The organism is Pseudomonas sp. GW823-FHT06E10 (assembly GCF_058794995.1).
This window is the reverse complement of sequence record NZ_JBXAHJ010000001.1, coordinates 252,652-266,253: the sequence shown is the minus strand read 5'-3', so window position 1 is coordinate 266,253 and position 13,602 is coordinate 252,652. Positions and strand designations below refer to the sequence as shown.

The 13,602-nt window shown below is 59.2% G+C and carries 12 protein-coding genes; 10 read left to right on the top strand and 2 right to left on the bottom strand.

What is annotated here, in order from left to right; genetic code table 11:
• Positions 1-269 precede the first annotated feature (269 nt).
• The 8 genes from AC1Q6Y_RS01205 (at position 270) to AC1Q6Y_RS01170 (ending at position 7,540) form a co-directional block, all read left to right on the top strand.
• On the top strand, positions 270-1,610 hold the full coding sequence (locus tag AC1Q6Y_RS01205; RefSeq protein ID WP_489845402.1) for an OprD family porin: 1,341 nt from the start codon (positions 270-272) through the stop codon (positions 1,608-1,610).
• A 292-nt stretch (positions 1,611-1,902) separates the two neighbouring features.
• Entirely contained in the window at positions 1,903-2,541 is a 639-nt protein-coding gene (locus tag AC1Q6Y_RS01200; RefSeq protein ID WP_218494664.1) for a peroxiredoxin, read from the top strand.
• A 332-nt stretch (positions 2,542-2,873) separates the two neighbouring features.
• Positions 2,874-3,467, top strand: a complete 594-nt coding sequence (gene ssuE, locus AC1Q6Y_RS01195; RefSeq protein WP_007993145.1) for an NADPH-dependent FMN reductase — start codon at positions 2,874-2,876, stop codon at positions 3,465-3,467.
• Positions 3,468-3,556: 89 nt separating this feature from the next.
• Positions 3,557-4,522 (top strand): sulfonate ABC transporter substrate-binding protein, encoded by a 966-nt coding sequence (locus tag AC1Q6Y_RS01190; RefSeq protein WP_057712844.1) that lies wholly within the window; start codon positions 3,557-3,559, stop codon positions 4,520-4,522.
• Positions 4,523-4,547: 25 nt separating this feature from the next.
• Positions 4,548-5,696, top strand: coding sequence for an FMNH2-dependent alkanesulfonate monooxygenase (gene ssuD, locus AC1Q6Y_RS01185; RefSeq protein WP_090452041.1), 1,149 nt, complete (start codon positions 4,548-4,550; stop codon positions 5,694-5,696).
• Positions 5,697-5,705: 9 nt separating this feature from the next.
• Positions 5,706-6,488 carry an aliphatic sulfonate ABC transporter permease SsuC gene (gene ssuC, locus AC1Q6Y_RS01180; RefSeq protein WP_057712846.1) on the top strand — a complete coding sequence of 261 codons (783 nt, stop codon included), beginning with the start codon at positions 5,706-5,708 and terminating at the stop codon, positions 6,486-6,488.
• A complete protein-coding gene (ssuB, locus tag AC1Q6Y_RS01175) occupies positions 6,485-7,291 on the top strand; it encodes an aliphatic sulfonates ABC transporter ATP-binding protein (protein WP_340312839.1) in 807 nt (268 codons plus the stop codon). Before ssuC ends, ssuB begins: the two co-directional genes overlap by 4 nt.
• A 33-nt stretch (positions 7,292-7,324) precedes the next feature.
• Entirely contained in the window at positions 7,325-7,540 is a 216-nt protein-coding gene (locus tag AC1Q6Y_RS01170) for a TOBE domain-containing protein (RefSeq protein WP_007967989.1), read from the top strand.
• Between the two features lie 193 nt (positions 7,541-7,733).
• On the opposite strand, the gene AC1Q6Y_RS01165 is transcribed toward AC1Q6Y_RS01170, so the two are convergent.
• Together AC1Q6Y_RS01165 and AC1Q6Y_RS01160 are read right to left on the bottom strand one after the other, a co-directional pair.
• A complete protein-coding gene (locus AC1Q6Y_RS01165) occupies positions 7,734-8,366 on the bottom strand; it encodes a TetR/AcrR family transcriptional regulator (protein WP_340312840.1) in 633 nt (210 codons plus the stop codon).
• Between the two features lie 280 nt (positions 8,367-8,646).
• On the bottom strand, positions 8,647-10,023 hold the full coding sequence (locus AC1Q6Y_RS01160; RefSeq protein WP_053163627.1) for a glutamine synthetase family protein: 1,377 nt from the start codon (positions 10,021-10,023) through the stop codon (positions 8,647-8,649).
• A 667-nt stretch (positions 10,024-10,690) separates the two neighbouring features.
• On the opposite strand from AC1Q6Y_RS01160, the gene AC1Q6Y_RS01155 reads away from it, so the two are divergent.
• Both AC1Q6Y_RS01155 and AC1Q6Y_RS01150 read left to right on the top strand, forming a co-directional pair.
• A complete protein-coding gene (locus AC1Q6Y_RS01155) occupies positions 10,691-12,049 on the top strand; it encodes a glutamine synthetase family protein (RefSeq protein WP_492623932.1) in 1,359 nt (452 codons plus the stop codon).
• Between the two features lie 59 nt (positions 12,050-12,108).
• Positions 12,109-13,473 (top strand): aspartate aminotransferase family protein, encoded by a 1,365-nt coding sequence (locus AC1Q6Y_RS01150; RefSeq protein ID WP_492623931.1) that lies wholly within the window; start codon positions 12,109-12,111, stop codon positions 13,471-13,473.
• Positions 13,474-13,602: the final 129 nt, after the last annotated feature.

Here is a 13,602-nt window from a genome sequence, read left to right as displayed (position 1 = left end):
CTGAGCCCGGATTTGGCGATTTCGTCCCTCGACAATAGTTCAGGTGCAGGAATCGGCCTTGCCGCCGATACCTCGGATCTGTCGTGGGAAGTCATATTCCAAAGCGATATTAAAAAATATCAAAAAATTCTTTTTGGCTTTAAGGCCGTGTATCCTGCGGCCCGCCAAATGACCGGCCTAGACGGTTTGCCGCGAATTTATGCATTCAGGATCCCGGGCAATCGATTCGGGACCAGGAACATCAGAACTAGAAACGAGAGGAGCGAAACATGAACAAGTCCACCTTGGCCATGGCTGTGGCCGTCGGGGTTTTGACCCAGCAGGCAAGCGCCGCGGGTTTTATCGAAGACAGCAAGGCAACATTGGGGCTGCGTAACTTCTACATCAACACCGACTACCGTGACGGAGCCGGTACCAACAAAAACGAAGAGTGGGGCCAAGGCTTCGATCTGCGTTTCATCTCCGGTTACACCCAGGGCACCGTCGGCTTCGGCATCGATGCGATCGGCCTGTTGGGCGTGAAACTGGATTCGGGCGGCGGTACCAACGGCGCCACGGCGACCTCTTACGGCGGCACGGTTTTCCCGAGCAAATCCAACGGCGAGGCAGTTGATGATTTCTCCAGCCTGGGCCTGACGGCCAAAGCCAAGGTTTCCCAGACCGAATTGAAGCTGGGCACCCTGCAGCCGAAAAACCCGGTGATCGTGACCAACGATGGTCGTCTGCTGCCGCAAACCTGGCAGGGTGGCCAGATCACGTCCGGCGACATCAAGGATCTGACCCTGGTTGGTGGCCAGATCGAAGCCGTTAAAGGCCGTAACTCCAGCAACAATGAGCAGATGTCGATTTCGGGCGCGAACACTCGCGGCACCAAATTCCGCGACAGCAACAAGTTCATCTATGCCGGTGGCGACTACAAGATCACCAAGGACCTGACGGCCCAGTACTACTACGGCAACCTGGAAGAGTTCTACAAGCAACACTTCCTGGGTCTGGTGCACAACTGGGCAATCGGCCCTGGCGTGTTGAAGTCGGATTTCCGTTATTTCAACAGCTCTGATGATGGTGCCAACGGTCACGACCCGCTGTACTTCACCACTGGCAACTACAACGCGCCAAACGGTAAAGGCAAGGTCGACAACAACCTGTACAGCGGCCTGTTCCTGTACACCGTTGCCGGTCACACCTTCGGTGGCGGTTATCAGGTCAGCAACGGCAGCAGCGATTTCCCTTGGCTGAACCAGGGCGACGGTTCGTCGAACTACACCATCACCGATGCGCAAATCCAGAAGTTCGGCCGTGCCGGCGAGCGTACCTGGCAAGCACGCTACTCCTATGACTTCGCCAAGGTCGGCGTACCTGGCCTGACGGCGGGTCTGGTTTACCTGCACGGCGACAACATCGATACCGTTAACGCCAAGGGTGGCGAGGCGGCCAATGGTGCTTCCGAGTGGGAGCGCGATCTGAGCGTGGCTTACGTCGTTCAGGAAGGTCCGCTGAAAAACCTGGGCCTGGCGTGGAAAAACGCGACCTGGCGCACCGACCTGCCGAACACGCGTTCGCAGGACGAAAACCGCCTGATCGTCAGCTACTCGATCCCGCTGTTGTAATAGCGCTCGCGTAACCGAGACAAAAAAGCCCCGCCCGGTATTGCACCGGGCGGGGCTTTTACATTTTCAAGACGGGTTCACCCCCGTAATCCCGCCTTGAACTTCCCTCTTTGCAGCAACTCAAGGCCTTCTCGAACCTTGGGGGCGATGTTCGGCCGGTTGTGCGGGGTACGTCCAGTGAATAGATATTTAATATTTCTTTATGATCTAAATAAATCGATATTTATTCTTTTTAATAGATAAAAAACACAGGCACAGTTGAACCCATCAAGCACTCACAAGGAGCAGCACCATGGGTCTCAGACTTGGCGATATCGCCCCCGATTTCGAACAGAACTCCAGCGCCGGCACCATTCGTTTCCATCAGTGGCTGGGCGATAGTTGGGGCGTGCTGTTTTCCCATCCAGCGGACTTCACGCCGGTGTGCACGACTGAATTGGGCTTCACCGCCAAGCTCAAGGATGAGTTCGCAGCGCGCGGCGTCAAGGCCATCGCTTTGTCGGTGGACCCGGTGGATTCGCACCACAGGTGGATCGAGGACATCAACGAAACCCAGGACACCGTGGTCAACTTTCCGATCCTGGATGACGCCGACCGCAAAGTCTCGGACCTCTACGACCTGATCCACCCCAACGCCAACGACACCCTGACCGTGCGCAGTCTGTTCGTGATCGACCCGAAGAAAAAGGTCCGGCTGACGATTACCTACCCGGCGAGCACCGGCCGCAATTTCAATGAAATCCTGCGGGTGATCGACTCGCTGCAACTCACCGACAACTACAAGGTGGCCACACCGGCCAACTGGCAGGACGGTGATGAGGTGGTGATCGTGCCGTCGCTTAAAGATGAGGATGAAATCAAACAGCGCTTTCCCAAGGGCTATCGAGCGGTTAAGCCTTACTTGCGCCTGACGCCGCAGCCGAACCGGTAAGTCTTCAGCATTTTTGGCGCAACTGATGCCGCCATCGCGAGCAAGCTCGCTCCCACATTTGTCCGCGTACCCCTGTGGGAGCGAGCCTGCTCGCGAAGGCGTCGGGTCAGACACCACAGGTTTCACAGTTAACAGCACCCACAAAGCAGGGGATTTCAGGCCGTTTCGACGGCCTGTTTTTTTGCCTGGAAGAAACAGCTTTCTATATTTCTTTAAGGTATAACCAAATGAATAAATATGATTTATAGATATATAAATCAACTGTTAAGGTCACTCCATCGAAGCGAGATCGCAAACCGCGAATCGCCAACACCGTGCAAGGAATCGTCTGAATGTTGGTTGTCTCACTCGGTGGCAGTCCCAGTCAGCGCTCTCGATCCGGGGTGCTGCTGGATCGCTCCCAGCGTTGGTTACAGGGGCAGGGCGTGGAAGTGGTGAGTTATCAGGTACGGGACTTCCCGGCCGAGGACTTGCTGCACGCACGCTTCGACAGCCCCAAGGTGATCGACTTGTTGCAACAAATTGAAAACGCCGATGGCCTGCTGATCGCCACACCGGTTTACAAGGCATCGTTTTCCGGAGCATTGAAGGTCGTGCTGGATTTGCTGCCCGAACGCGCCTTGAGCCACAAGGTGGTTCTGCCAATGGCCACTGGCGGCAGCATCGCCCACATGCTGGCGGTGGATTACGCGCTCAAGCCGGTGCTGTCGGCATTGAAGGCCCAGGAAATGCTGCAGGGGATTTTCGCCGTCGACAGCCAGATCGCCTACGGCGAAGGCAGCGCCCTGGCGCAGTTGGCGCCGGAGCTGGAACAACGACTGAATGAATCGCTTGAGCTGTTTTTCAGCGCCATGGCGCGACGGCCCAAGCCGCTCGATCCGAACCTGCTGAATGATCGTTTGTTGAGTGCTCGCTGGAGCATTTAAGCCTCACCGAAAATTGAAGTACTGGCCTTACTCGCCCGCCAACGGGCAAGCAGGTGCAGCCAAAACCCAACTGCAAAAAGGAGAGCGCCATGCGCCCTGTCATTTTGCGTCGTGGTCTGGTCGCTCTGTTTGCTGCGGCTGTCACCTTCGGCGCCATTACTCAAGCTCAGGCCGAGACTTTACGAATCGGCTATCAGAAATACGGCACCCTGGTGCTGCTCAAAGCCAAGGGCACCCTGGAAAAACGCCTCGCCGCCCAAGGCGTGGACGTGCAATGGACTGAATTCCCCGGTGGCCCGCAACTGCTTGAAGGCCTGAACGTCGGTTCCATCGACTTCGGTGTCACCGGTGAAACTCCGCCAGTGTTCGCCCAGGCGGCCGGTGCTGATTTGCTCTACGTCGCCTACGAACCGCCAGCGCCGCACAGTGAGGCGATCCTTGTGCCGAAGGACTCGGCGATCAAATCGGTGGCGGACCTCAAGGGCAAGAAAGTCGTCCTCAACAAAGGCTCCAACGTGCACTACCTGCTGGTGCGTGCACTGGAAGACGCCGGCCTCAAATACACCGACATCCAGACCGTATTCCTGCCGCCGGCCGATGCCCGCGCCGCGTTCGAACGTGGCAGTGTCGACGCCTGGGTGATCTGGGACCCCTACCAGGCCGCCGCCGAACAACAGTTGCAAGCGCGCACTCTGCGCGATGGCCAGGGCATCGTCGACAACCATCAGTTCTACCTGGCGACCAAACCTTATGCGCAGAAAAATCCCGAGGTGATCAAGACCCTGGTGGAAGAAGTGCGCGCGGTGGGCGAGTGGTCCAAGGCTAACCCGCAAGAGGTGACCCAACAGGTTTCACCGCTGCTCGGCCTGCCAGCCGACATCACCCTGACCTCGGTGAAACGCCAGGGCTATGGCGCGTTGTTCCTGACTCCGGAAGTGGTCGCGGCGCAGCAGAAAATTGCCGACAGCTTCTACCAGCTCAAGCTGATTCCCAAGCCGTTGAGCATCAAAGACGTGATCTGGACGCCGCCGGCCGCCGTTGCCAAAGCCCAATAAATCGATTCCCCAAGGAGACCACTCCATGAGCCTCAATATTTTCTGGTTCCTGCCTACCCACGGCGACGGCCATTACCTTGGCACCGCCGAAGGCGCCCGCGCCGTTGATCACGGATACCTGCAACAAGTCGCGCAAGCCGCTGACCGCCTGGGTTTTGGCGGGGTGCTGATTCCGACCGGACGCTCCTGCGAAGACTCTTGGTTGGTGGCGGCATCGCTGATTCCTGTGACCCAGCGTTTGAAGTTCCTTGTCGCCCTGCGTCCCGGGATCATTTCCCCGACGGTGGCGGCGCGTCAGGCCGCGACCCTGGATCGACTGTCCGGCGGTCGTGCGCTGTTCAACCTGGTGACGGGCGGTGATCCGGAAGAGTTGGCGGGCGATGGCCTGTTCCTCAGCCACGAAGAACGCTATCAGGCCTCGGTGGAATTCACCCGCATCTGGCGCCGGGTACTGGAAGGTGAAACCGTCGATTACGACGGCCAGCACATCAGCGTGAAGGGCGCGAAGTTGCTCTATCCGCCAATCCAGCAGCCGCGTCCGCCGCTGTACTTCGGCGGTTCCTCGGAAGCCGCGCAAGACCTGGCCGCCGAACAGGTGGAAATGGTCCTGACCTGGGGTGAGCCACCGGCCGCCGTCGCGGAAAAAATCGAACAGGTCCGAGCCAAGGCGGCCAAGCTCGGACGCACCGTGCGCTTCGGCATTCGCCTGCACGTGATCGTGCGCGAAACCAACGATGAAGCCTGGAAAGCCGCGGATCGGCTGATCTCTCATCTCGACGACGAGACCATCGCTCGTGCCCAGGCTTCGCTGGCGCGTTTCGATTCGGTCGGTCAGCAACGCATGGCCGCATTGCACGGCGGCAATCGCGACAACCTGGAGGTCAGCCCTAACCTGTGGGCCGGCGTTGGTCTGGTGCGCGGCGGTGCCGGTACGGCGCTGGTGGGCGATGGTCCGACCGTGGCCGCCCGCGTGAAGGAGTACGCGGACCTCGGCATCGATACCTTCATCTTCTCCGGTTATCCACACCTTGAAGAGTCGTACCGGGTGGCTGAGTTGCTGTTCCCGCACCTCGATGTCGAGCGTCCTGAACTACCGAAGAGCGCCGGTTACGTCAGCCCGTTCGGCGAGATGGTCGCCAACGACATTCTTCCCAAAGCCGCGTCCCAGAGCTGAGGCGCGGTCATGAAGAAAATCATCCACAGCCTGGCGCCCTGGGCGTTGCCGGTGTTGCTGCTGGCGGTATGGCAATTGAGTGTGTCGGCGGGTTGGTTGTCGACACGGATCCTGCCGGCACCCATCGCCGTCATCGAGGCCGGTGTAAGTCTGGTGCGCAGTGGCGAAATCTGGACACACCTGGCGATCAGTGGCTGGCGTGCCGCGCTGGGCTTCACCATCGGTGGTGGTATCGGCCTGACCCTTGGCTTCATCACCGGCCTGTCGAAGTGGGGCGAACGCCTGCTCGACAGTTCGGTGCAGATGATCCGCAATGTGCCGCACCTGGCGCTGATTCCACTGGTGATCCTGTGGTTCGGCATCGACGAGTCGGCGAAGATTTTCCTGGTGGCGCTGGGCACGTTGTTCCCGATCTACCTCAACACCTATCACGGCATCCGCAACGTCGACCCGGCGTTGGTGGAGATGGCGCGTAGCTATGGCCTGAGCGGTTTCAGCCTGTTCTGGCAGGTGATTCTGCCGGGGGCGTTGCCTTCGATTCTGGTCGGCGTGCGCTTCGCCCTGGGCTTCATGTGGCTGACCTTGATCGTGGCGGAAACCATTTCCGCGAGTTCCGGCATCGGCTATCTGGCCATGAACGCCCGGGAGTTCTTGCAGACCGACGTGGTGGTGCTGGCGATTCTGCTGTACGCGGTGCTCGGCAAACTGGCCGACCTCGCGGCCCGTGGACTTGAGCGTGTCTGGCTGCGCTGGCACCCGGCCTATCAGGTTGCCAAGGGAGGTGCGGCATGATTGCGGAGCAACCTCCACGCCTGCTGCGCGGCATTCCGCTGGCGGTGCGCAAGCTGCAAAAGACCTTCGGCTCGCGGCAGGTGCTGCGCGAGATCGACCTGCACATTCCGGCGGGCCAGTTTGTTGCCGTGGTCGGTCGCAGTGGCTGCGGCAAAAGTACCTTGCTGCGCTTGCTCGCCGGTCTTGATCAACCAACCGGCGGTGAGTTGCTCGCCGGTGCCGCGCCATTGAGCGACGCGCGGGAAGACACGCGGCTGATGTTCCAGGAAGCGCGTTTGCTGCCCTGGAAAAAGATCATCGACAACGTCGGTCTGGGCCTCAAGGGCAACTGGCGGCCGCAAGCGCTTGCAGCTTTGGAAGCGGTGGGCCTGGCCGATCGCGCCCACGAGTGGCCGGCAGCGCTGTCCGGTGGACAGAAACAACGCGTGGCGTTGGCCCGTGCGTTGATTCATCAGCCGCGCCTGCTGCTGCTCGACGAGCCCTTGGGTGCGCTGGATGCCCTGACCCGAATTGAAATGCAGCAACTGATCGAACGGCTCTGGCAGCAGCACGGTTTCACGGTGTTGCTGGTGACCCATGACGTCAGTGAAGCCGTGGCGATTGCCGATCGGGTGATCCTGATCGAAGACGGCGCAGTTGGCCTCGACCTGCACGTGGAACTGCCGCGCCCTCGGGTTCGTGGCTCCCATCGACTGGCGGCATTGGAAACCGAAGTCCTCAATCGCGTGCTGGCGCTGCCCGGCCAACCGCCGGAACCGGAACCTGTTTCACCCTTGCCTACGCAATTGCGCTGGGCTCAATAACTCAAGTCTTACCCAACGACAGGAATCAACATCATGACTATCAAGGCCATCAACGTTCGCAACCAGTTCAAAGGCTCCATCAAGGAAATCGTCCTCGGCGACGTGCTGTCGGAAATCGACGTGCAGACCGCGTCCGGCATTGTCACTTCGGTGATCACCACACGCTCGGTGAAAGAGCTGGAACTGGCGGTCGGCAGTGAAGTGATCGCGTTTGTGAAATCCACCGAGGTGTCGATCGCCAAGTTGTAAGCCACATGCGTAAACAACAACCCCGAAGGGTTTGAGCCCTTCGGGGTTTTTTCATGTGTGTTTGTCTTGAACTGAGTGGTGCGGCCATCGCGAGCAAGCTCGCTCCCACAGGATTATTTGTCGTTCACAGAATCTGAATTCACTGAAGATCCTTGTGGGAGCGAGCTTGCTCGCGATGAGGTCAGTGAGCGCACTAGAGGTTCCGCTTGGGCATATACGGTGGCAAATACAACCCCACATAAGCATCAAACACCCGCATCCCTTCCTCGGCCATGCGCGGCGTAATCTGCCCGTGCTGCTGCACCGAGCGCGCATACACCCGGTCGCCCAGCTCCATGGCCAGGGCGAACACATCGACATCACTCGGCAAGGTCGGCAGCTCGAAGTGATGGTCGAACAGCTTGTGCATCAGGTCGCCCAGTTCGATGTCGTGCTGGCGGTCGGCCTGGGTGACTTCGGTCAGGCCGTGCTGGGCCAGAATGAGTTGGCGGGCGGCGGCGTCCTCTGCATAGATGTCGAGCATGCGTTGTTCCACCAGTCGCGACAGATCGCGCCAGCCATTCAAGGCGTGGTGGTCGATAGGGGCTTGCAGGCAGGCGCGGAAGGCCGCATGGACGTCGGCGGTCAAGGCTTCGAGCAACGCCGGCACGCTGGCGAAGAAGTGGTAGACCGAGGAGGGCGGTATCTCCGCGCGCTCGGCGACGCTGTAGATCGACAGGCTGGCCACGCCCTCGGCAGCCAGCAGCGTGCGGGCCGCATCGAGTATCGAATCGATCCGGGCCTGGCTGCGTGCGCGGGGTTTGCGGGGGGTGGCTACGCGTGTCATTGGTGTCTCCTGCGGGGCTGCGGGCATTGTACGCAGAGCGCGAGGATGATCCATACCCTGTGGCGAGGGGGCTCGCCCCCGTTGGAGGGCGAAGCACTCCCAAACCCGGTAATCGCGGTATGTCTGATACACATGAGGGTGCATGTTTTGGGGCTGCTGTGCAGCCCAACGGGGCGGTGCGGCGTCCCGACAAGCCCCCTCGCCACAGGAGGCGGTGTTGGCCATAAAAAAACGCCGCAGGCTTTTACAGCCGGCGGCGTTCCTTTTTTACTGCAACCGCTTACACGGTATGCAGGTACCAGTTGTACTCGAGGTCGGAGATGGAGTGTTCGAACTCCTCCAGCTCGCTCTCTTTACAGGCCACGAAGATATCGATGTATTTCGGATCGATGTACTTGGCCATGACTTCGCTGTCGTCCAGCTCGCGCAGTGCATCGCGCAGGTTGTTCGGCAGGCTCTGCTCGTTCTGCTCGTAGCTGTTGCCTTCGACCGGGGCGCCAGGCTCGATTTTGTTGGTCAGGCCGTGGTGCACGCCTGCCAGGACCGAAGCCATCAGCAGGTACGGGTTGGCATCGGCGCCGGCTACACGATGTTCGATGCGCACGGCGTCGGCGGAGCCGGTCGGTACGCGAATCGCCACGGTGCGGTTATCCAGGCCCCAGCACGGCGAGTTCGGCACGTAGAACTGTGCGCCGAAACGACGGTAGGAGTTAACGTTCGGGCAGAGGAAAGCCATCTGCGCCGGTAGGGTCTCGAGCACACCGCCGATCGCGTGACGCAGTGCGGCGTTCTGCTCGGGATCCTCACTGGCAAAAATGTTCTTGCCGTCTTTGTCGAGAATCGAGATGTGGACGTGCAGACCATTACCCGCCTGGCCTGGGTAAGGCTTGGCCATGAACGTGGTGTCCATTTCATGGTCGTAGGCGATGTTCTTGATCAGGCGCTTGAGCAGGACCGCGTAGTCGCAGGCCTTGATCGGGTCAGCCACGTGGTGCAGGTTGACTTCGAATTGCGCCGGCGCGCTTTCCTTGACGATGGCGTCGGCCGGAATGCCTTGCTCTTTGGCACCCTCCAGAATGTCCTGGAGGCAGTCGACGTATTCGTCGAGGTCGTCGATCAGGTAGACCTGAGTCGAGTGCGGACGTTTGCCGGAAACCGGCGAGCGCGGCGGTTGCGGACGACCGTTCACGTTCTCCTGGTCGATCAGGTAGAACTCCAGTTCGAACGCGGCACAGATGGTCAGGCCCATTTCGTCGAACTTGCGCACCACATTGGCCAGCACTTCACGCGGGTCGGCGAAGAATGGTTCGCCTTCGAGTTCGTGCATGGTCATCAACAGTTGCGCGGTCGGGCGCTTCTGCCATGGCTCGTTGCATAGGGTATCGGGGATTGGATAGCAGATTCGGTCAGCATCGCCGATGTCCAGGCCCAGGCCGGTGCTTTCCACCGTCGAGCCATTGATATCCAGAGCAAATAGAGAGGCCGGCAGGTTGATGCCTTTCTCGTAAACCTTGTGGAGGCTGGTGCGTTCGATGCGCTTGCCGCGCACCACACCATTCATATCCGCAATCAGAAGGTCAACGTACAGAACCTCAGGATGTTCCTTAAGGAACGCGTTCGCTTCGTTAAGCTGAACGGCACGCGGGGGTACCGACATGATGCAACACCTTTGTTGTTAAAAATATCAATCATTGATCTTTTCAGATTCCAGTCAACCCGAACGGCATGCCGAAGTCAAGCGAGGCCTTTTTTGCCCTAAAAAAGCGCCCGTGTGGCTTTTTTGAGGCACTTTGGGGCGTTTTTATGCCCTTGGCCTCTATGGCGCCCGCAGGCTTGAGCGGGCCGTGTTGTATTTTTTACGGGGGTGTTGTGTAAAAAAATGAACAAGGCTAAGCTCGAATCAAACCCATAACAGCAATAATACCGGGGTGCTTCATGTCTCGCCTGCCGATAATCGGCGTCACCGACTGCTCAAGACAGGTCGGTCGGCATGCTTATCACATCAGTGATGACACGTCCGTCCGTTCCGTGGCCCCGGCGGTTCTGGTGATCCTCCCATCCGTGACGGTTCAACCGTCCCCGTCCGATATTCTGGACGGTCGCGATGGCACCCCCATTACGGTTACTCCATTCAATATAGAACCGATTCACAATAGCGGCCTGACCATTGTTCAGGGCACCGCTCGCGATTCTGCACGCCCGGCCTCTGCAGCCGTGTTGCCAAGCACGATAATCTGCCGCGCAAACGCTCTACAACGCGACGCCGATGCGTCAAACAACGCCTGACCTCAAAAGGGTCAGACAACTCAAGCCTAGAGGCATTTATGAGTAACAACCTCGACCAGCTCACCGATTGGTTGAAAAACCACAAGATCACAGAAGTCGAATGCATGATCGCCGACTTGACCGGGATTACCCGGGGCAAGATTTCGCCGACCAACAAATTCATCGCCGAAAAAGGCATGCGCCTGCCAGAAAGCGTTCTGTTGCAGACAGTGACCGGCGACTACGTCGAAGACGACATCTATTACGAACTGCTCGACCCGGCCGACATCGACATGATCTGCCGCCCCGACCAGAGCGCGGTGTACCTGGTGCCGTGGGCCATCGAGCCGACCGCCATCGTCATCCACGATACCTACGACAAGCAAGGCAACCCGATCGAGCTGTCGCCGCGCAACGTGCTCAAGAAAGTCCTGAAACTCTATACCGACAAAGGCTGGCAGCCGATCGTGGCGCCGGAAATGGAGTTTTACCTGACCAAGCGCAGTGACGACCCGGACTACCCGCTGCAACCGCCAATCGGCCGCTCCGGTCGCCCGGAAATCGGTCGCCAGTCGTTCTCCATTGAAGCCGCGAACGAATTCGATCCGTTGTTCGAAGACGTCTACGACTGGTGCGAATTGCAGGACCTGGACCTCGATACGCTGATCCACGAGGACGGCACGGCGCAGATGGAAATCAACTTCCGTCACGGCGATGCCCTGTCCCTGGCCGACCAGATCCTGGTGTTCAAGCGCACCATGCGCGAAGCCGCGCTCAAGCACGATGTGGCCGCGACCTTCATGGCCAAGCCGATGACCGGCGAGCCGGGCAGCGCCATGCACTTGCACCAGAGCGTCATCGACATCGAGACCGGCAAGAACATCTTCTCCAATGAAGACGGGACCATGAGCCAGTTGTTCCTGCACCACATCGGTGGCTTGCAGAAACTCATTCCCGAGCTGTTGCCGCTGTTCGCACCCAACGTCAACTCGTTCCGCCGCTTCCTGCCGGATACCTCGGCGCCGGTGAACGTGGAGTGGGGCGAAGAGAACCGCACCGTGGGCCTGCGGGTGCCGGATGCGGGGCCGCAAAACCGTCGGGTGGAAAACCGCCTGCCGGGCGCCGATGCCAACCCGTACCTGGCGATTGCCGCGAGCCTGCTCTGCGGTTACATCGGCATGGTCGAAGGCCTGAACCCGAGTGCGCCGGTAGTGGGGCGTGGCTATGAACGCCGCAACCTGCGCCTGCCGCTGACCATCGAAGACGCGCTGGAACGCATGGAAAACAGCGCGACCATCGAGCGTTACCTGGGCAAAAATTTCATCACTGGCTACGTTGCGGTCAAGCGGGCCGAGCATGAAAACTTCAAGCGCGTGATCAGTTCGTGGGAAAGGGAATTCCTGCTCTTTGCCGTCTGATACGCCGGGCGCCGCCGCTGCCTGGCGGCGCCTTCACGTGATTTTTTTAGGAGATTCGTATGACCAGCAACAATCCGCAAACCCGTGAATGGCAAACCCTGAGCAATGATCACCACCTGGCTCCGTTCAGCGATTTCAAACAGCTGAAAGAGAAAGGCCCGCGGATCATCACCAACGCCAAGGGCGTTTACCTCTGGGACAGCGAAGGCAACAAGATCCTCGATGGCATGGCCGGCCTGTGGTGTGTCGCAATTGGTTATGGTCGCGATGAACTGGCCGATGCCGCCAGTAAACAGATGCGCGAACTGCCTTACTACAACCTGTTCTTCCAGACTGCGCATCCGCCGGTACTGGAACTGGCCAAGGCTATCGCCGACATCGCGCCTGAAGGCATGAACCACGTGTTCTTCACCGGTTCCGGCTCCGAAGGCAACGACACCATGCTGCGTATGGTTCGTCACTACTGGGCGATCAAGGGTCAGCCGAACAAGAAAGTCATCATCAGCCGCAAGAACGGCTATCACGGTTCCACCGTGGCCGGCGCGAGCCTGGGCGGTATGACGTACATGCACGAACAGGGCGACTTGCCGATCCCGGGCATCGTTCACATTGCCCAGCCGTACTGGTTCGGCGAAGGCGGCGAAATGACCCCGGAAGAGTTCGGTGTGTGGGCGGCCAATCAGCTGGAAGAAAAGATTCTGGAAGTCGGCGTCGACAATGTCGGTGCCTTTATTGCCGAGCCGATCCAGGGTGCCGGTGGCGTGATCATTCCGCCAGAGACCTACTGGCCGCGCATCAAGGAAATCCTCTCCAAGTACGACATTCTGTTCGTGGCTGACGAAGTGATTTGCGGTTTCGGTCGTACCGGCGAGTGGTTCGGCAGCGATTTCTACGACCTCAAGCCAGACATGATGACCATCGCCAAGGGTTTGACCTCGGGCTACATCCCGATGGGCGGCCTGATCGTGCGTGACGAAGTGGTGGACGTGCTCAATGAGGGCGGCGACTTCAACCACGGTTTCACCTACTCCGGGCACCCGGTGGCGGCGGCTGTGGGGCTGGAAAACATCCGCATCCTGCGCGACGAAAAAATTGTCGAGCGCGTGAAGTCCGAAACGGCACCGTATTTGCAAAAGCGTCTGCGGGAACTGAACGATCACCCGCTGGTGGGTGAAGTTCGTGGGGTGGGTCTGTTGGGGGCCATCGAACTGGTCCAGGACAAGGCCACGCGCAAGCGTTTCGAAGGCAAGGGCGTCGGCATGATCTGTCGTCAGTTCTGCTTCGATAACGGCCTGATCATGCGCGCCGTCGGCGACACCATGATCATCGCTCCGCCACTGGTGATTACACCGGCGGAAATCGATGAGCTGGTGACCAAGGCTCGCAAGTGTCTTGACCTGACCCTGAGTGCATTGCGGGGCTAAGTGCTAGGCTCTGAGCGGAGGTTCAAAGTTCTACATATGAAGTAGGAACTTTCGCTCAGAACTGTCAGAAAGCGTGGCCGTTTCCTTGAAAGACCGATGTGGATCTTGCCAGACTAGCCGCGGTTCCAG